Raw genomic sequence first — 15,479 nt, 5'->3', positions numbered from 1 at the left:
ACCTGGCTCCTACCGCCGCACGTGCAGCCGGACGAGCGCGGGTGTCTCGTCGTCGCGGATCTCGCGCCGGATGCGTCCCACGATGTCCTGGTCCAGCTTGCTCACCACCGCGCCCACGTCCGCCGGCGACGGGCAGGTCAGGCCGATGCGCAGGCCGTCCTCCGCGACCCGCACGCCCGTCCTGCTCAGCCCGTCCACGCCCTTGAGCCCGACGAAGAGCATGGCCGTGCCGGTGCCGTTGTGGGTGCCGCGGCGGCCCCAGCCGAGGCCGACCAGCAGCCAGCGCAGCGAGACCAGGGCCAGGAGCAGCAGGCCGAGGGCCAGGAACCAGAGCGGCCACGGGTCCTCGGCCAGCGCCCGGTGTGCCTGGGCGGGCAGGACCTTGGCGGTGGGCGTGAGGTCGAAGAAGCGGTCGTGGCCGCGGAGCCAGGCGTATCCGCCCACGCCCAGCAACGTCGCTCCGACGACCGCCAGGCCGACGCGGTTACCCGGGTACTGACGCATCACACGGCCCTCCTGCCTAGTAGACGCCGCCGCACACGGCCCTCCTGCGCAGGCGTACGGCGAGCCATCACACGGCCCTCCTGCGCAGCCGTACCACGACCTCGCCCGTGCCGAGGGTGCCCACGCCCGCCAGCCGGTCGCCCACCGCCGTGCCGACCTGCCTGAGCATCTGGCCGGAGCTCTCCGCCCCGGTCGTGACCGTGACCTCGATGGTGCGCCGGCGCAGCCGTACGCGGGCCTTGTCCACCCCCGCCACCTGCCGCGCCGCCGCGCACAGGGTGCGGCGCAGGCCGGAGCGGGTGATGCCGATGACGATCAGCGGGTCGGACGTCTCCACCGGCACCAGCCCCGAGCGGCCCGGGACGGCGGCCAGCAGCAGCATCAGGGTGCCGGCGGCGGCCGACAGCAGGGCGGGGGTGGCGGTGTCGGGCCAGGTGGTGCGGCCCGCGAGCTCGACCACCTCGTTCACCGGCACCCAGCCGAGCGGCGCGCCGAGCAGCGCGGACACCACTTCGGCCGCGGTCGCCCCGAGTCCGGCGGTGAGCGTGAGCGCGACCAGGGCTCCCGGGACGGCTCGCGCCGGCCTGAGTACCCTGCGCGCCCTGCGCAGCCCGGTGTCCCGCGGGGCGACGACGGCGCCGGGCAGTATCTGCTGAAGCGTGGTCATCACAACGTCAGAGGTACATGGGCCCCGCATGGCCTGAACCGCGCCCTCGCCGCCGATTTGCCCGATCATTACGGGGACGGCCGCTAACGCGAACAAGCCTCATATTCATTTGCCCGTTATGCGGTTACGCTGCCGGTATGGATGACCGCCAGCGCTACGACCGCGCCACAGCGGCCCTCGAACCCCCGTTCGCCGTCGTGGACCTCGCCGCCCTGCGCGCCAACGCGGCCGACCTGGTGCGCCGCGCCGCGGGCAAGCCGATCAGGGTGGCCAGCAAGTCCATCCGCAGCCGCCCCCTGCTGGAGCGCATCCTGGCCATGGGCGGCTTCCGCGGCGTCATGGCGTACACGCTGCCCGAGGCGCTCTGGCTGGCCCGGAACGGCCTCACCGACATCCTGGTGGCCTACCCTACGGCCGACCGGCAGGCCCTGGCCGCCCTCGCCGGTGACACGCGCGCCGCCGCGGAGATCACCGTGACGGTCGACTCCGCCGCCCACCTCGATCACATCGAGGCGGCCGTATCGGAGGTGCGCCCGCGGGCCGAGCTCCGGCTCTGCCTCGACCTCGACGCCGCCTTCGTCGCCTTCGGCCGCCGGGCGGGCGCCCTGCGCTCCCCCATCAGGGAGCCGCACGAGGCCGCCGAGCTGGCCGCCGCCATCGCCAAGCGGCCGGGGCTGCGGCTGGCGGGGCTGCTGGCGTACGAGGCGCAGATCGCCGGCGTCGGCGACGCGCCGCCCTCGAACGCCGCCCGCGCCCGCCTCATCCGGGTCATGCAGTCGCTGTCCGCCAGGGAGCTCATCGTGCGCAGGGGCCGCGTCGTGAACGCCGTGCGCCAGCTCGCCGACCTGGAGTTCGTCAACGGCGGCGGCACCGGCTCCGTCGACCTCACCACGAGGGAGAAGGCCGTGACGGAGCTGGCGGCTGGCTCAGGCTTCTTCCATCCGCGGCTGTTCGACTTCTACCGCCGCTTCACCGGGCGACCCGCCGCGCTGTTCGCGCTGCCGGTGGTGCGCCGCCCGGCCGCGGGCACGGTGACCGTGCTGGGCGGCGGCTACCTCGCCTCGGGGCCGGTCGGCCCGGCCCGCGCGCCCCAGCCGTACCTGCCCGCGGGCCTGCGGTACGCGCCCGAGGAGGGCGCGGGCGAGGTGCAGACGCCGCTGCTCGGCCAGGCGGCGCAGGACCTGCGGATCGGCGACCGGGTGTGGTTCAGGCACGCCAAGGCGGGCGAGCTGTGCGAGCACTTCGACGCGCTGCACCTCATCGACGGCGACACCGTGACGGAGTCGGTGCCGACGTACCGGGGCGAGGGCCGGACGTTCCTCTAGCTCAGAGCCTGCGGCGCCAAAACCCCTCTAGCGCAGGCCGCGCCTGCGGCGGCTGCGGCGCCACAGCACGATGGCCGCCCCCACGACCAGCACCGCGCCGACCCCGATCAGCAGCGGCCCCACCTCGGGACGCTCCTCGTCCCACACCTGCTCAGGATTGTCGCCGAACTCGACCGGCCGCGGCGTCACCCCCAGCGCGTCGCCCACGGACGCCACGAAGTGGCCCGCCCTGCTCCTGACGTCGGCCACCGTGCGCTCAGCGACCCGCTTGGGGCTCACCCGGTCGGCAATGGCGTCGACCGTGTGCGCCAACTCCGCGCGCGTCCGTGCGATCCGCCGCTCCAGCTCGTCGGGATCGGTGTCAGCCATGGCTCTCCTTTCGACCGTACGCGCGTGCCCCGCGCCGCGTGCCGAGCGGGCTCCGTCCGTTCTGGTCGTGATCAGTCTGTCAGGTCGGCGCGCCGTACGGCACAACGGCCGGGCCGGTAGGTTGGCTGGAAGAACCCAGGAGGGCCCATTGACCGAGACCAGACTCACGCCCGGCGACGCCGCGCCGGAGTTCACGCTACCCACAGCCGACGGCGGTACCGTTTCGCTCGACACCTACCGCGGCAAGCGGGTGATCCTCTATTTCTACCCTGCCGCGATGACTCCCGGTTGCACCAAGCAGGCGTGTGATTTCCGCGACAACCTCGGCAGGCTCACGGACGAGGGCTTCGTCGTCCTCGGCGTGTCGAAGGACAAGCCGGAGAAGCTGGCCAAGTTCGCCGAGCGTGACGCGCTGACCTTCCCGCTGCTGTCCGACCCCGACCTGACCGTGCACCAGGCGTACGGCGCGTACGGCCCGAAGAAGCTGTACGGCAAGGAGGTCGTGGGGGTCATCCGCTCGACGTTCGTCATCGACGGCGACGGCAAGGTGGAGCAGGCGCTCTACAACGTGAAGGCGACGGGCCACGTGGCCTCGCTCACGAAGAAGCTCGGCCTGTCCTGACAGCCGGCGGGCCCTTCCGCCGTGAAGGGCCCTCGTCGCCACAAACGCCTCCAGCCCGCATGTGGAGCGCTAAACTGTGTCCAGCCCGCTGCGGCGGGGATGCGCGGGCGTGGCGAAATGGCATACGCGGCAGGTTTAGGTCCTGTTGGTGGAGACACTGTGGGGGTTCGAGTCCCCCCGCCCGCACACCTGTCAGCCCGTGTAGGTGGGCTCCGGATACAGATAGTCGGAGTCCGACGACTCGTCGGGCACGATCTCTTCATACGGCTGCAGGACACACGTGCCGCGGTCCTCTTCGAGGTAGCAGTCGGGCGCTCTCAGCTCGGGACCCCAGTGGCGGTGCCGCCCCCAGCCCGGGTCCTCCATGAACATGTCGTACCTGTCGCCCTCGTGCGCGAGGTCGTTGAAGGCCGCCACGGTGACGCCGCCCAGCAAGCCGCCGACCAGCAGTCCGATCAGCCCGGCGCCCATGAGCTGGGTGCGCCGGCGGCGCAGGTAGTCGGCGAAGGGCGAGGAGGACTCGCGCTCCCACGGGGCGGGGTTCGGCTTGGTGGGCGGGATGTAGGCGTAGGCCTGGTCGGCCTGCTCGCCGTACTTCAGCGGTCCCGGCTCGGGCAGCTCCTGCGTCGGCTGAGACAAGGTCGGGTCGCGCGGCGCTTCCTCTTCGCCGCGCGACCCGGCGTCGCGATCATGATCCGCCATCACGATCTCCCTTTACTCGCCCCGCAGGGGGCGCTCCCAGTAATAGAGGATGCCAAAGCCACCGTAAGCCCCATGTAAGAGCAAATCCATGTAAGACCTGGGTCGTACTCTCACTTCCGCCTTCAGGTGGACCAATGTGCGATCGGCGCTACATATCGTGATGATGTGTTCGGCAGGGTACGGGCGTGGTCCACGCGCCACGCGAAGCTGGCGGGCGTCCTGCGGGTGGGCCCCCTGGGGGTGTTGTGCGCCCTCCTGGCGGTGCCGTACGCGGCGACGACTCCCCCGGGCGGCGACGTCCTCCTCCACGTGGCCGGTTACCTGGGGCTGGCGGCGGCCTTGATCGCACCGCTGTGGTGGCGTGACAGGCCGCTCGTCTCGTTCGCCGTCGTGTCGCTGGTCAGCTTCGGGCAGTGGCTGGCGGAGGTCGATCTGCAGCCCGCCAACCTCGCGGTGCTGGTGGCGCTGTGGGCGGTGGCCTACCAGTGCTCGTTCCGCTGGGCGCTGGCCGCGTGCCTGGTGGCGGAGCTGGGGGTGTTCCTGGCGCTGCTCAACTGGGAGATCGCCACGTTCGGGATGTTCTTCAGCGGCTCGATCTTCGTGGTGACGATCTGGCTGACCGGCCTGTACGCCAACACGCGCCGCCGCTACCTGGAGGGCCTGGAGGAACGCGCCGAACGGGCGGAGCGCGAACGCGACCAGCAGGCCAGGATGGCGGCGGCGGCCGAGCGGGCCAGGATCGCCAGGGAGCTGCACGACGTGGTGGCCCACAACGTCAGCGTCATGGTGGTCCAGGCCGACGGCGCGGGCTACGCCATGGACAGCGACATGGAGCAGGCCCGCCTGGCCGTCAGGAACATCTCCAGGACCGGCCGCGCCGCGCTCGCCGAGATGCGCAGGATGGTGGGCGTGCTGCGCGAGAACGAGGACGACGGCACCGACTACACGCCCCAGCCGGGCCTGGGCCAGCTTGAGGACCTCGTCCGCGGCTCGGCCGTCCCTGCCAGCCTGCGGGTCGGCGGCGCGCCGGCCGAGCTGCCGGAGGGCCAGCAGCTCACGGTCTACCGCATCGTCCAGGAGGCGCTGACGAACGCGCTCAAGCACGGCGGCCCCGGCGTCGAGGCCGCCGTGGAGATCGACTACCTCGGCTCCGAGCTGGTCGTCCGTGTGACCGACAACGGCCGGGGCGCGGCGGCCCCGCCGGGCTCCGGCGGGCACGGCCTGATCGGCATGCGCGAGCGGGTCGGCATGTACGGCGGCGCGGTCTCGGCGGCCCCCCGGCAGGGCGGCGGCTTCGAGGTGCTGGCGAGGTTGCCCATGGCGAAGGCGGCGTAGATGATCAGGGTGATGCTGGTCGACGACCAGGAGCTGTTGCGGGCCGGGTTCAGGATGGTGCTCGGGGCGCAGCCCGACATCGAGGTGGTGGCGGAGGCGGGCGACGGCGTCACGGCGCTGGAGCTGCTCAAGACCACCGAGGTGGACGTGGTGCTGATGGACGTGCGCATGCCCGTCATGGACGGCGTGGAGGCCACCAGGCACATCCAGGGCCCGAAGGTGCTCATCCTGACCACGTTCGACCTCGACGAGTACGCCTTCGCGGCGGTCAAGGCGGGCGCGGCCGGGTTCCTGCTGAAAGACGTGCCGCCGGCCGACCTGGTCAGCGCGATCAGGGTGGTGCACGCGGGCGACTCGGTGGTGTCGCCGGCCACGCTGCGGCGGATGCTGGACCGCTTCGCCGCGCAGCTCCCGGCCGACGCCCCGGTGACGCCGGCGGTGGGCGAGCTGACGCCGCGCGAGCGGGAGGTGCTGCTCATGGTGGCGCGCGGCCTGTCGAACCTGGAGATCGCGGCGCGTCTGGAGGTGGCCGAGGCGACGGTCAAGACGCATCTGGGGCGGGTGCTGGCCAAGCTGGGGCTGCGCGACCGGGCGCAGGTGGTGGTGTTCGCGTACGAGGCGGGGCTGGTGGTGCCCTCGGGTGGGCGCGAGAATCGGCCGAAAGTCTGAGCGGGGTCATCCAGCGGCGCACCCGAAGTCCCTCCTCAAGGCCCACGAGATACGAAATTTCCACTCCTAGCGTGAGTCGCGGCTGCAAATCACGACAAGGAGTGAAAGTGACGCTCACAGAGACCCGGCGCCAGGCCCCGCCCGCCGTGGTGGCCACCGACCTGAGCAAGGTGTACGGCCAGGGCGACGCCCGGGTGCACGCGCTGCGCGGGGTGAACGTGTCCTTCGCCACCGGGGCGTTCACCGCCATCATGGGCCCGTCGGGCTCCGGCAAATCCACGCTCATGCACTGCCTGGCCGGCCTCGACACGGCCACGTCCGGCACGGTGCACGTCGGCGACGTGGAGCTGACCGGGCTGAGCGACAAGCGGCTCACGCTGCTGCGCCGCGAGCGGATCGGCTTCATCTTCCAGGCCTTCAACCTGCTGCCCACGCTCACCGCCGAGCAGAACATCCGCCTGCCCCTCGACATCGCCGCCCGCCAGGCCGACCAGGTGCTGTTCGACCGGGTGATCGAGACCGTCGGGCTGCGCGACAGGCTCGCGCACCGGCCCGCCGAGCTGTCGGGCGGCCAGCAGCAGCGGGTGGCCGTGGCCAGGGCGCTCATCAGCAAGCCCCAGGTGATCTTCGCCGACGAGCCCACCGGGAACCTGGACTCGCGCAGCGGCGCCGAGGTCCTGTCCTTCCTGCGCACCTCGGTCCGCGAGCTGGGCCAGACCATCGTCATGGTCACGCACGACCCGGTCGCGGCCTCGTACGCCGACCGGGTGGTGTTCCTGCGCGACGGCGAGCTGGTCACCGAGCTGGCCGCGCCGACGCCGCAGAGCGTGCTGGACACCCTCGTCCGGCTGGAGGCGTGAGGTGCTCAGGACCGCGCTCGCCGGGCTGCGCGCGCACCGGCTCAGGCTGCTGCTCACGTCGCTTGCGATCATGCTCGGGGTGGGGTTCATCGCGGGTACGTTCGTGCTGAACGACACCGTCCAGGCCGGCTTCGACCAGCGCGTCACGGCCGACGCGGGCAAGGTGGACGTCGCCGTGCTGCCCGCCGGGCCCGACGGGACGATCCCCCGTGAGGTGCTGGAACGGGTGCGCGCGCTGCCCGGCGTGACCGAGGCGCAGGGGCTGATCAGGGCGAGCGCGCCCGTCCTCGGCAAGGACGGCAAGGCCGCCGGCAACCTGCCCACCACGGCCCTGTCCGTCGTCCGCGGCCCGCTCGACCGCACCGACGTCGTCTCAGGCACCGGCCCCGGCACCGACGACCGCGCCGCCGTCCTGGACGAGAACACCGCCAAGGCCGAGGGCTTCCGGATCGGCGACCCGATCACGGTGCTCGGCCCGGGGCAGGAGCGGCACACGTTCAGGCTGGTCGGCCTGATCGACACCGGCGTGGACCAGCTGCTCACCTACACCGGCGCGGTCGGCTTCACCCCCGCGGTCGCGCAGCGCATGACGGGCGCCAAGGGGTACGCGGAGATCGACGTGGCGGGCACGGTGTCGAAGCAGGCCGTGGCGGCGGCCACCGGCGGCGTGTACACCGTCAAGACCGGCGCCGAGCTGGCCGAGGACCTGGCCGCGGCGGCCGGCGTGCAGTCGCGGATGCTGACGCTCGGCCTGCTGATGTTCGGCGTCGTCGCGATGATGGTGGCCGCGCTGGTCATCTACAACACCTTCAACATCCTCGTCGCCCAGCGCACCCGGGAGATGGCGCTGCTGCGCTGCATCGGGGCCACGCGCGGGCAGGTGTTCGGCTCGATCGTGCTGGAGTCGGCCGTCGTGGGCCTGCTGGCCTCCGCGCTGGGCCTGCTCATCGGGTACGGCCTCGCGACGCTCACGCTGACCGTGCTCGGCGCGCTCGACGCCCCGCTGCCCACCGACGCGGCGGTCTCGCTCACCCCGCTCACCATCGCGACCGGTCTGGCCGTGGGGGTCGTCGTCACGATGGGCGCGGCCCTGCTGCCCGCCCGCTCCGCCACCCGCGTGCCGCCGATCGCGGCGCTGCGCAGCCAGCCGGAGGAGCAGACGTTCCGCACGGGCCTGGCGCGCGCCGGCTTCACGGCGCTGTTCCTGGTGGCCGGGCTCGGCGCGACGGTCGCCGGCGCGTTCGTGCTGGAGCCCGGCGAGCCCGCGCTCTTCGCGGTCATGGGCGGCGGCACGCTGACCTTCCTGGCGGTGCTCATCCTGGGCCCGGTGCTGGTCAGGCCGCTGAGCGCGCTGGTGGGCTGGCTCCCGCGACGGCTGTTCGGGGTGCCGGGCCGCCTCGCGGTGGACAACTCAGGACGCAACCCGCGCCGGGCCGCCACCACCACGGTCGCGCTGACGATCGGGGTGACGCTGATGACGCTGATCACGGTGGTGACCGCGTCCACCAGGCTGACGATGACGGCCAAGCTGGACGAGCAGTTCCCCGTCGACTACCTGCTGGCCAGTCAGGAACGCGACTCCGTCATCCCCAGGTCCGTGGCCGAGGAGCTGCGCGGCCGTCCCGAGCTGTCGTCGGTGGGGCAGATCCGCGAGGTCGAGACGCGAGTGGCGGGCAAGCGCCTGGCCGTGGGGACGTTCAGCGGCGGCATCGACCCGTTCGTCACCGCCGGCTCGATGAACGGGTTCGGCGCGGGCCAGGTGGCGCTGGACGAGGCCACGGCCGAGCGGGTCGGCGCCCGGCTGGGCGGCACGGTGACGATGCGGACGGAGCGCGCGGGCACCGTGTCGCTGAAGGTGGTCGCGCTGCTCGACGGCGACCAGTCGTCGCTGCCGCCCGTCACGGTCGCGGAGCAGCCGTTCGAGTCCTACTTCGGCGCGGTGCCCGACTCCCGCGTGATGGTGACCATCGCGGACGGCGTGCCCGCCGGCACGGCCCGCGCGGTGGTGGACGCCGCCGCCGCGCCCTACCCGACCGTGCTGGTGTCCAGCTCGACGGAGGTACGCGGGCAGTTCGACGAGACCCTCGACATGCTGCTCATGATCATCACTGGGCTGCTGGGGCTGGCGATCCTCATCTCGCTCCTCGGCATCGCCAACACGCTCTCGCTCTCCGTCCACGAACGGACCAGAGAGTCCGCCCTGCTGCGCGCCCTCGGCCTGTCCCGTCCGCAGCTCCGCCGCATGTTGTCGGTGGAGGCGCTGGTGCTCGGGCTGATCGGGGCGCTGGTGGGGGTGGTGCTGGGGGTCGCCTTCGGGTGGGCGGCGATGCGCGCGATGCTGAACGGGGCCCTGTTCTCGGCGCCCGTGGGGCAGATCGTGCTGTTCGTGGTGCTGTCGGGGGTGGCGGGGGTGCTGGCGGCGGTGCTGCCTGGCCGGCGGGCTGCCCGGGCTTCGATCGTGGACTCCCTCGCCACCGGCTGACCCGGACGAATACCCCTTTGCCGAATAAATCCGAAAAACCCGGATAGATGGTACGTGCAGGGTCGGGCGTCTTATGGGGGCGGCGCCCGGCCTCGTACTGCGGCGATCAGCGTGGCGATCAGCGTGGCGTGCGGCCCGGCCACAGGTCGGCCACCGTCTCCGGGTCCAGCAGCGGCCGCGCCACCACCTCACCCGTGAACCGGTCGATCACCACGCACCCGCCCCCGACCGTCTCCGGCAACCTCGCCGGATCGTCCGGCTCCAGGTCGCGGACCCACGCCACGTACCCGCCGTCGAACCCGAACACCCCCACCGGCAGCGCCTCCCCGGGCGGGCGCACGCCGTTGTAGTACTCCTCGGCCAGCGCCCTGGCCTCCTCCAGGTTCATCGCGGACGCCCCCGCCGATCGAGAATCACGCAGAACACCCCGGTCACCGTCCGGTACGGCGGCTCGACCGACAGGTGACCCCGCTGGGCGTCGATCCAGATCACCTCGCCGTCGTAGTTGACCGCGTTCCAGGCGTGCGAACCGCCGCCCGGCCAGCGCACCACGATCACGGCCGCCGCGCCGTGCCCGGCGTCGAGCAGCCGGCGCGCGATCAGCGGGTAGGCGTGCCGGCCCTGGCCCGCGTACTGGAGGCGGTGGCCCGCCCACCGCTCGATCCTGGCCACGCTGCCCTGCTCGCCCGTCAGCACCGGGCGGCCGATCCGGTCGTACTCGGGCAGCCTCGGCGCGGCCGTCGCGGGCTCGCCGTGCCAGGTGGACAGCACGGCCAGCGCGCAGTCGGCGGCGTTGGACGAGCGGAACGGGTCGTCCGCTGGGCCGCCGCCGTTCACCAGTCGCACCCAGGTGCCGCGCGGGTCAGGGAACCTCACGCCGGGCCGCAGCGCTTCGGCGAGGTCCCGCTCCACCTGCGGGTCCGGCTGAGCCAGCCCGCCCGGCATCCCGTACGGGCGGCTGTCGGCGAGCTTGGGCGGCCGGTTGGGCCCGTCGAACCAGTCCTGCTCGGCGACGGGCACCCCGAACTCCGCACCACCGTCCCGCCCCCGGCAGGCGATCGGCTCGTAACCGAACCCCTGCCCAGGCCACACCCGGCCCGGCCCGGCCGTGCCAGGCAACGCCTCGCCCGATCGCGCCATGCCTGGCAACGCCATGCCCCGCAGTGCGTCGCCAGGTCGCGCCATGCCGGGCAGCGCGTCGCCCGGTCGCGTTCGGCTGGCTCCCGGCAGACGACCGGCAGCCGCCTCATGCCCCGCCCACACCTGCCCGCCGGCCGGCTCGTCGTCGGTCCGTGCCGGGTCGGCGGCCAGCTCGTAGTCGAGCCACCGCACGCCCTCGCCCACCACAGGGTTGTACCACCCGTCCTGAAGGGCCCACCGGACACTCGGCTTGCGCTCGCTGACCACGGCCTGCCTCCTGTCATGCTCGACGACCGATCGTAGAGGCGGCGCCGTGTCAGAGGGACGTACTCCGCGAAGAATCTCCACCTTCACTGAGGCCTTCACCAGCGATAACACCCCAAACCATGGCGTCACGCCACCTGCACGGTGATCGAGTGCCAGCCGGTCGCGCCGTCGGGCGCGGGTGGGGCGGGCTGCTCGGTCTGCGTACGCCCGGCGGCGTCGGTGGCCCGCACCTCGATCGTGTGCTCGCCGGGCGTCGCCGCCCAGTCGATCGACCACTGCCGCCACGTGTCGGGCCCGGGCACCTCGGCCAGCTTGGCCTGCCGCCACTGACCGCGATCCACCCGCACCTCCACCGCGTCCACCCCGGTGTGCTGCGCCCACGCCACCCCGGCGATCGTGGCGGAGCCCGCCTTCAGCGAGCCGCCCGAGCTGGGGACGTCGATGCGCGACTGCGTCTTGATCGGGCCCTTGGCGGACCAGCCGCGCGGCGTCCAGTACGCCTCGTCCTGGTCGAACCTGGTCACCTTGACGTCCACGACCCACTTGGTGGCCGACACGTACCCGTACAGGCCGGGCACCACCTGCCGCACGGGGAAGCCGTGGTCCACGGGGAGCGCCTCGCCGTTCATCGCCACCGCGAACAGCGCGTCGCGGCCGTCCATCACCACGTCCAGCGGGGTGCCGCAGGTGAAGCCGTCCGCCGAGGTGGACAGCAGCATGTCGGCGTCGGACCGCAGCCCGGCGCTGCGCAGCACGTCGGCCATCCGCGCGCCCAGCCAGCGGGCGTTGCCCGCGTAGGGGCCGCCGACCTCGTTGGAGACGCAGGTCAGCGTGACGTCCGCCTCGGTGAGCGGCAGCTTCAGCAGGTCGGCGAACGTCAGCTCGACGGGGCGGTCCACCAGGCCGTGGATGCGCAGCGTCCAGTCGGCCGGGTCCACCTGGGGGACGACCAGGGCGGTGTCCACCCGGTAGAAGTCCTTGTTCGGCGTGATGAACGGGGACAGCCCGCCGATCCGCAGGTCCGCGCCCGCCGGGATGGGCTTGGCGGCGACCGCCGGGCTGGGCAGCGTCACCCCGCCGCGCGCGGCGTCCACGGTGCGCCGGCTGCCGAGCTGCTGCCCGAGCACCGCGCCCGCCCCTGCCACCACCACGCCTCCTGCGACGCCGGTCAGCAGCCGCCTCCGGTCGAACGTAGGCGCCTCACCTCCGGCCCGCATCACCACCGGCCGCTCCACCTCCGGCCCGGGGCCGCCTCCGCCCTGCGGCAAGGCACCGTCGTCCGCGCCGGACGCCTCACCGGGCGCATCACCGGGCGCATCACCACGCCTGGCCGGCGCCTCGTCAGGCTCGCGGTCGCGTCCGTCAGACGCCTCACCGGACGCGCCGCCGCGTACGTCAGACGCCTCGCCGACCACTGCACGCCGCAGCAGCCACCCCAGCGCCCAAGCCCCGACCGCCACCCCCACCACGGTGGGCACCGCGTCGAAGGCTCCGGCGTCAGGACGGGTGACCACCGCCACCACGCCCACGACCCCGAACAGCGCGAACCCCAGATACCCGGCCCACAACCACCGCCGCGCCACCAGCCCGATGACGGCGGCCACGGCGGCGAGGACCACCAGCACCCCGCCCACCAGCACGGCCTTGTCGTTCTCGCCGAACGCCCGGATGGCGAAGTCCTTGACCGGGGCGGGCGTCAGATCGACGGCGGCGTCACCGACGGCCACCACGGGGAACGTCGTGGGCCCCACGAGGGCGGCCACGAGCTGCGCGACTCCGAGGGCGACGCCCCCGGAGACCAATCCCGCCAGGGCCCCCGCCCAAGCGGGAACCGTTGTTTTCCTCTGCACACCACGAAGGTACGTCCCCGCGGGCAGGGCAATCCTTACGCGGGGGTTACGACGCGAGCAGTTCGCGCACGACGGGCGCCAGGGCGCGGAAGGCCCGGCCCCGGTGGCTGATGGCGTCCTTCTCCTCGGGCGTCAGCTCGGCCGTGGTGCGCGTCTCCCCCTCAGGCACGAAGATCGGGTCGTACCCGAAGCCTCCGGACCCGCGGCGCGCACGGACGAGGCTGCCCGGCAGCGTGCCCTCCACCACCCGGTGCTCCCCGGACGGCAGCGCGAGCGCGGCGGCGCAGGCGAAGTGGGCGGTGAGCTTGTCGTCGGGCACGTCGGAGACCTGGGCGAGCAGCAGGTCGAGGTTGGCGTCGTCGGCGCCGTGGCGGCCGGCCCAGCGGGCCGAGAAGACGCCGGGCATGCCGTTCAGCACGTCCACGCAGAGGCCTGAGTCGTCGGCGACGGCGGGCAGGCCCGAGCCCTGGGCGACCGCGTGCGCCTTGAGCAGGGCGTTCTCCTCGAACGTGACCCCGGTCTCGGCGATCTCGCCGATCGAGGGGAACTCTTCGAGCCCGACGATGTCGAACCCGGCGAGGATGCGGCGCAGCTCCGCGATCTTGCCTTCGTTGCGGGTGGCCAGCACGATCTTCATGACGCCAGGGCCTCCTGCTGGATCAGGGTCAGCTCCTCGCAGCCGGCCACGGCCAGGTCGAGGAGCTGGTCGAGCGCCCGCCGGTCGAAGGGAGCGCCCTCGGCCGTGCCCTGGACCTCGACGAACTTGCCGTCGCCGGTCATCACGACGTTCATGTCGGTCTCGGCGGCGACGTCTTCGGTGTAGCACAGGTCGAGCATCGGCACGGAGCCGACCACGCCGACGGAGACGGCGGCGACGGAGCCGATGAGCGGGTCGCCGGGGCACATGCGGCGCTCGCGCATCCAGGCGACGGCGTCGGCCAGCGCGACGTAGGCGCCGGTGATGGCGGCGGTCCTGGTGCCGCCGTCGGCCTGCAGCACGTCGCAGTCGAGCAGAATGGAGTTTTCCCCCAACGCCTTGTAATCGACGCAGGCGCGCAGCGAACGGCCGATCAACCGGGAAATCTCGTGCGTGCGCCCGCCGATTTTGCCGCGGACCGATTCACGATCGTTACGCGTATTGGTCGCCCGCGGCAGCATCGCGTATTCGGCCGTAACCCAGCCCTGGCCACTGCCCCTGCGCCAGCGCGGCACGCTGTCCTGGACGGACGCCGCGCACAACACCCGGGTGCCGCCGAATTCGACGAGCACGGACCCCTCGGCATGCGTCAGCCATTGCCTGGTGATGGTTATCGCGCGTAGCTGGTCGGGGTTGCGGCCATCCTGTCGGGACATGCAGATCACCCTATCTCCGCGGCACGACACTCTTGACCAAATGTGTCCGCCACATGGATCCTTACGCAATGACAACGGGGGTGTTGCGAAACCCTGACTTCCTCCGGTTCCTCAGTTCGCATGTGGCGAACGAACTTGGGGCGAATATCTCGCGCGTGGCCCTTCCGCTGGTAGCCGTGCTGGTGTTGCACGCCGGACCCGCGGAGGTGGGGGTGCTGTCGTCGTTACAGACGGCGGCGTTCCTGTTGATCGGTCTGCCCACGGGGGTGTGGGTCGACCGGATGCGCAAGCGACGCGTGATGATGGTGTCCGACCTGGTGAAGTTCGTGCTGCTGGGAAGCATTCCGGCGGCGGCCGCACTCGACGTGCTGACGATCGAGATGATGTTCGCGGTGGCGCTGCTGGCGGGGGTGTCGCAGGTCTTCAACGACGTGGCCGATCAGACGTACCTGCCTCATCTGGTGAGCACGCCGCAGCTCAGCGACGGCAACGCCAAGCTGGAGGTCGTCCGGTCGGGAGCGTTCCTGGCGGGGCCGGGGGTGGGTGGCGCGCTGGTGCAGTTGGTGGGCGCGCCGCGCACGATCGTGGCCACCGCGATCGGCGCGCTGGCCTCGGTGTTCCTGCTGCTGGCGATCAGGGCGCCGGACAAGCCGCCCGCCGACGCCGAGCACGGGCCGCTGCTGCGGGGCATCCGCGAGGGCCTGTCGTACGTGTGGCGGGACCGGCTGCTGAGGGCCTTCGTGGCCACGTCCGGGATCAACAACCTGTGCGTGAGCGGCGTGCTCGGCCTGTCGGTGCTGTTCCTGGCCCAGACCGTCAGGCTGTCGCCCGGCGCGGTCGGCGTGCTGCTCATGTCCGGCGGGATCGGCGGCGTGCTGGGCGGGCTGACCGGCGGCTGGCTGGCGAGGAAGCTGGGCAGCGCCAGGGCGACCTGGCTGGCCATCCTGATCGGCGCCCCGGCCGGGCTGCTGCTGCCCATGACGCAGGCCGACTGGCGGGTGGTGTGCTTCGCCGTCACCTCGATCATGATCTCCTGGGCCGCGACCATGTCGAACGTCGGCCAGACCACCTACCGGCAGACCGTCACCCCCGATCACCTGCTCGGCCGGGTCAACGCGTCGGTGCGTTTCGTGACGTGGGGCGTGATGCCGCTGGGCGCGCTGGTGGGCGGGCTCGTCGCGCAGCAGATCGGGGTGCGGGAGGCGTTGTGGCTGCTCATGATCTGCCGGGTGGCAGCGTTCGTGCCGCTGCTGTTCTCGCCGCTGCCGCACGCGCGCGACTACACCGACCTGCAGGCGAAGACCTGACCGCACCGCCAGGTCACGGCCGTCAGG

16 protein-coding genes and 1 tRNA gene are annotated in these 15,479 nt (G+C 72.4%); 8 read left to right on the top strand and 9 right to left on the bottom strand.

The annotated features are described in order from the left end of the window. Positions 1 to 9 precede the first annotated feature (9 nt). Positions 10 to 504, bottom strand: a complete 495-nt coding sequence (locus ABD331_RS08045) for a hypothetical protein (RefSeq protein WP_344472160.1) — start codon at positions 502 to 504, stop codon at positions 10 to 12. 67 nt (positions 505 to 571) lie between these two features. Continuing rightward, a complete protein-coding gene (locus ABD331_RS08040; RefSeq protein ID WP_344472158.1) occupies positions 572 to 1,171 on the bottom strand; it encodes a DUF6286 domain-containing protein in 600 nt (199 codons plus the stop codon). A gap of 137 nt (positions 1,172 to 1,308) precedes the next feature. Here ABD331_RS08040 and ABD331_RS08035 point away from each other — a divergent pair, with 137 nt between their 5' ends. After that, on the top strand, positions 1,309 to 2,496 hold the full coding sequence (locus ABD331_RS08035; protein WP_344472156.1) for an amino acid deaminase/aldolase: 1,188 nt from the start codon (positions 1,309 to 1,311) through the stop codon (positions 2,494 to 2,496). Positions 2,497 to 2,523: 27 nt separating this feature from the next. Here ABD331_RS08035 and ABD331_RS08030 read toward each other — a convergent pair whose 3' ends face one another. Further along, positions 2,524 to 2,865, bottom strand: coding sequence for a DUF3618 domain-containing protein (locus tag ABD331_RS08030; protein WP_344472154.1), 342 nt, complete (start codon positions 2,863 to 2,865; stop codon positions 2,524 to 2,526). Positions 2,866 to 3,013: 148 nt separating this feature from the next. Between ABD331_RS08030 and bcp the strand changes: the two genes are divergently transcribed. Then, positions 3,014 to 3,487: a thioredoxin-dependent thiol peroxidase gene (gene bcp, locus ABD331_RS08025; protein ID WP_344472152.1), complete on the top strand. Its 474-nt coding sequence runs from the start codon at positions 3,014 to 3,016 to the stop codon at positions 3,485 to 3,487. Between the two features lie 103 nt (positions 3,488 to 3,590). Beyond that, positions 3,591 to 3,673, top strand: a tRNA-Leu gene (locus ABD331_RS08020). 6 nt (positions 3,674 to 3,679) lie between these two features. On the opposite strand, the gene ABD331_RS08015 is transcribed toward ABD331_RS08020, so the two are convergent. Next, positions 3,680 to 4,189: a hypothetical protein gene (locus ABD331_RS08015; RefSeq protein ID WP_344472150.1), complete on the bottom strand. Its 510-nt coding sequence runs from the start codon at positions 4,187 to 4,189 to the stop codon at positions 3,680 to 3,682. A 165-nt stretch (positions 4,190 to 4,354) separates the two neighbouring features. Between ABD331_RS08015 and ABD331_RS08010 the strand changes: the two genes are divergently transcribed. The 4 genes from ABD331_RS08010 to ABD331_RS07995 all read left to right on the top strand — a co-directional run bounded on the left by ABD331_RS08010 (position 4,355) and on the right by ABD331_RS07995 (position 9,535). Continuing rightward, complete coding sequence (locus ABD331_RS08010) at positions 4,355 to 5,524, top strand: sensor histidine kinase (protein WP_344472148.1); 1,170 nt, start codon at positions 4,355 to 4,357, stop codon at positions 5,522 to 5,524. Continuing rightward, a complete protein-coding gene (locus ABD331_RS08005) occupies positions 5,525 to 6,193 on the top strand; it encodes a response regulator (RefSeq protein ID WP_344472146.1) in 669 nt (222 codons plus the stop codon). Positions 6,194 to 6,300: 107 nt separating this feature from the next. Next, positions 6,301 to 7,053, top strand: a complete 753-nt coding sequence (locus ABD331_RS08000) for an ABC transporter ATP-binding protein (protein ID WP_344472144.1) — start codon at positions 6,301 to 6,303, stop codon at positions 7,051 to 7,053. 1 nt (position 7,054) lies between these two features. After that, positions 7,055 to 9,535, top strand: a complete 2,481-nt coding sequence (locus tag ABD331_RS07995; protein ID WP_344472142.1) for an ABC transporter permease — start codon at positions 7,055 to 7,057, stop codon at positions 9,533 to 9,535. A 118-nt stretch (positions 9,536 to 9,653) separates the two neighbouring features. On the opposite strand, the gene ABD331_RS07990 is transcribed toward ABD331_RS07995, so the two are convergent. From ABD331_RS07990 to rph, 5 genes are all read right to left on the bottom strand, one after another. After that, the gene (locus ABD331_RS07990; RefSeq protein ID WP_344472140.1) at positions 9,654 to 9,923 is read right to left on the bottom strand and encodes a hypothetical protein; all 270 of its coding nucleotides are present in this window, start codon (positions 9,921 to 9,923) and stop codon (positions 9,654 to 9,656) included. Continuing rightward, positions 9,920 to 10,942, bottom strand: a complete 1,023-nt coding sequence (locus ABD331_RS07985; protein ID WP_344472138.1) for a toxin glutamine deamidase domain-containing protein — start codon at positions 10,940 to 10,942, stop codon at positions 9,920 to 9,922. The genes ABD331_RS07990 and ABD331_RS07985 overlap by 4 nt, the downstream gene beginning before the upstream one ends. A gap of 125 nt (positions 10,943 to 11,067) precedes the next feature. Then, positions 11,068 to 12,792: a molybdopterin-dependent oxidoreductase gene (locus ABD331_RS07980; RefSeq protein WP_344472136.1), complete on the bottom strand. Its 1,725-nt coding sequence runs from the start codon at positions 12,790 to 12,792 to the stop codon at positions 11,068 to 11,070. Positions 12,793 to 12,838: 46 nt separating this feature from the next. Beyond that, positions 12,839 to 13,429: an RdgB/HAM1 family non-canonical purine NTP pyrophosphatase gene (rdgB, locus tag ABD331_RS07975; RefSeq protein WP_344472134.1), complete on the bottom strand. Its 591-nt coding sequence runs from the start codon at positions 13,427 to 13,429 to the stop codon at positions 12,839 to 12,841. Beyond that, positions 13,426 to 14,145 carry a ribonuclease PH gene (gene rph / locus ABD331_RS07970; protein ID WP_344472132.1) on the bottom strand — a complete coding sequence of 240 codons (720 nt, stop codon included), beginning with the start codon at positions 14,143 to 14,145 and terminating at the stop codon, positions 13,426 to 13,428. The genes rdgB and rph overlap by 4 nt, the downstream gene beginning before the upstream one ends. A gap of 53 nt (positions 14,146 to 14,198) precedes the next feature. On the opposite strand from rph, the gene ABD331_RS07965 reads away from it, so the two are divergent. Beyond that, positions 14,199 to 15,452 (top strand): MFS transporter, encoded by a 1,254-nt coding sequence (locus ABD331_RS07965; protein WP_344472130.1) that lies wholly within the window; start codon positions 14,199 to 14,201, stop codon positions 15,450 to 15,452. Positions 15,453 to 15,479: the final 27 nt, after the last annotated feature.

This window comes from Nonomuraea monospora (assembly GCF_039531895.1).
Lineage (GTDB): Bacteria > Actinomycetota > Actinomycetes > Streptosporangiales > Streptosporangiaceae > Nonomuraea > Nonomuraea monospora.
Note: the sequence above shows the minus strand (reverse complement) of the source record. Positions and strands in the feature narration are given on the sequence as shown.

Coding starts and splice junctions, on each gene's coding strand:
- ABD331_RS08015 (WP_344472150.1), bottom strand. CDS start 4,189: ATGGCGGATCATGATCGCGACGCCGGGTCGCGCGGCGAAGAGGAAGCG.
- rdgB (WP_344472134.1), bottom strand. CDS start 13,429: ATGAAGATCGTGCTGGCCACCCGCAACGAAGGCAAGATCGCGGAGCTG.
- ABD331_RS07965 (WP_344472130.1), top strand. CDS start 14,199: ATGGATCCTTACGCAATGACAACGGGGGTGTTGCGAAACCCTGACTTC.
- ABD331_RS07990 (WP_344472140.1), bottom strand. CDS start 9,923: ATGAACCTGGAGGAGGCCAGGGCGCTGGCCGAGGAGTACTACAACGGC.
- ABD331_RS08040 (WP_344472158.1), bottom strand. CDS start 1,171: ATGACCACGCTTCAGCAGATACTGCCCGGCGCCGTCGTCGCCCCGCGG.
- ABD331_RS08035 (WP_344472156.1), top strand. CDS start 1,309: ATGGATGACCGCCAGCGCTACGACCGCGCCACAGCGGCCCTCGAACCC.
- ABD331_RS08030 (WP_344472154.1), bottom strand. CDS start 2,865: ATGGCTGACACCGATCCCGACGAGCTGGAGCGGCGGATCGCACGGACG.
- ABD331_RS08005 (WP_344472146.1), top strand. CDS start 5,525: ATGATCAGGGTGATGCTGGTCGACGACCAGGAGCTGTTGCGGGCCGGG.
- rph (WP_344472132.1), bottom strand. CDS start 14,145: ATGTCCCGACAGGATGGCCGCAACCCCGACCAGCTACGCGCGATAACC.
- ABD331_RS08045 (WP_344472160.1), bottom strand. CDS start 504: ATGCGTCAGTACCCGGGTAACCGCGTCGGCCTGGCGGTCGTCGGAGCG.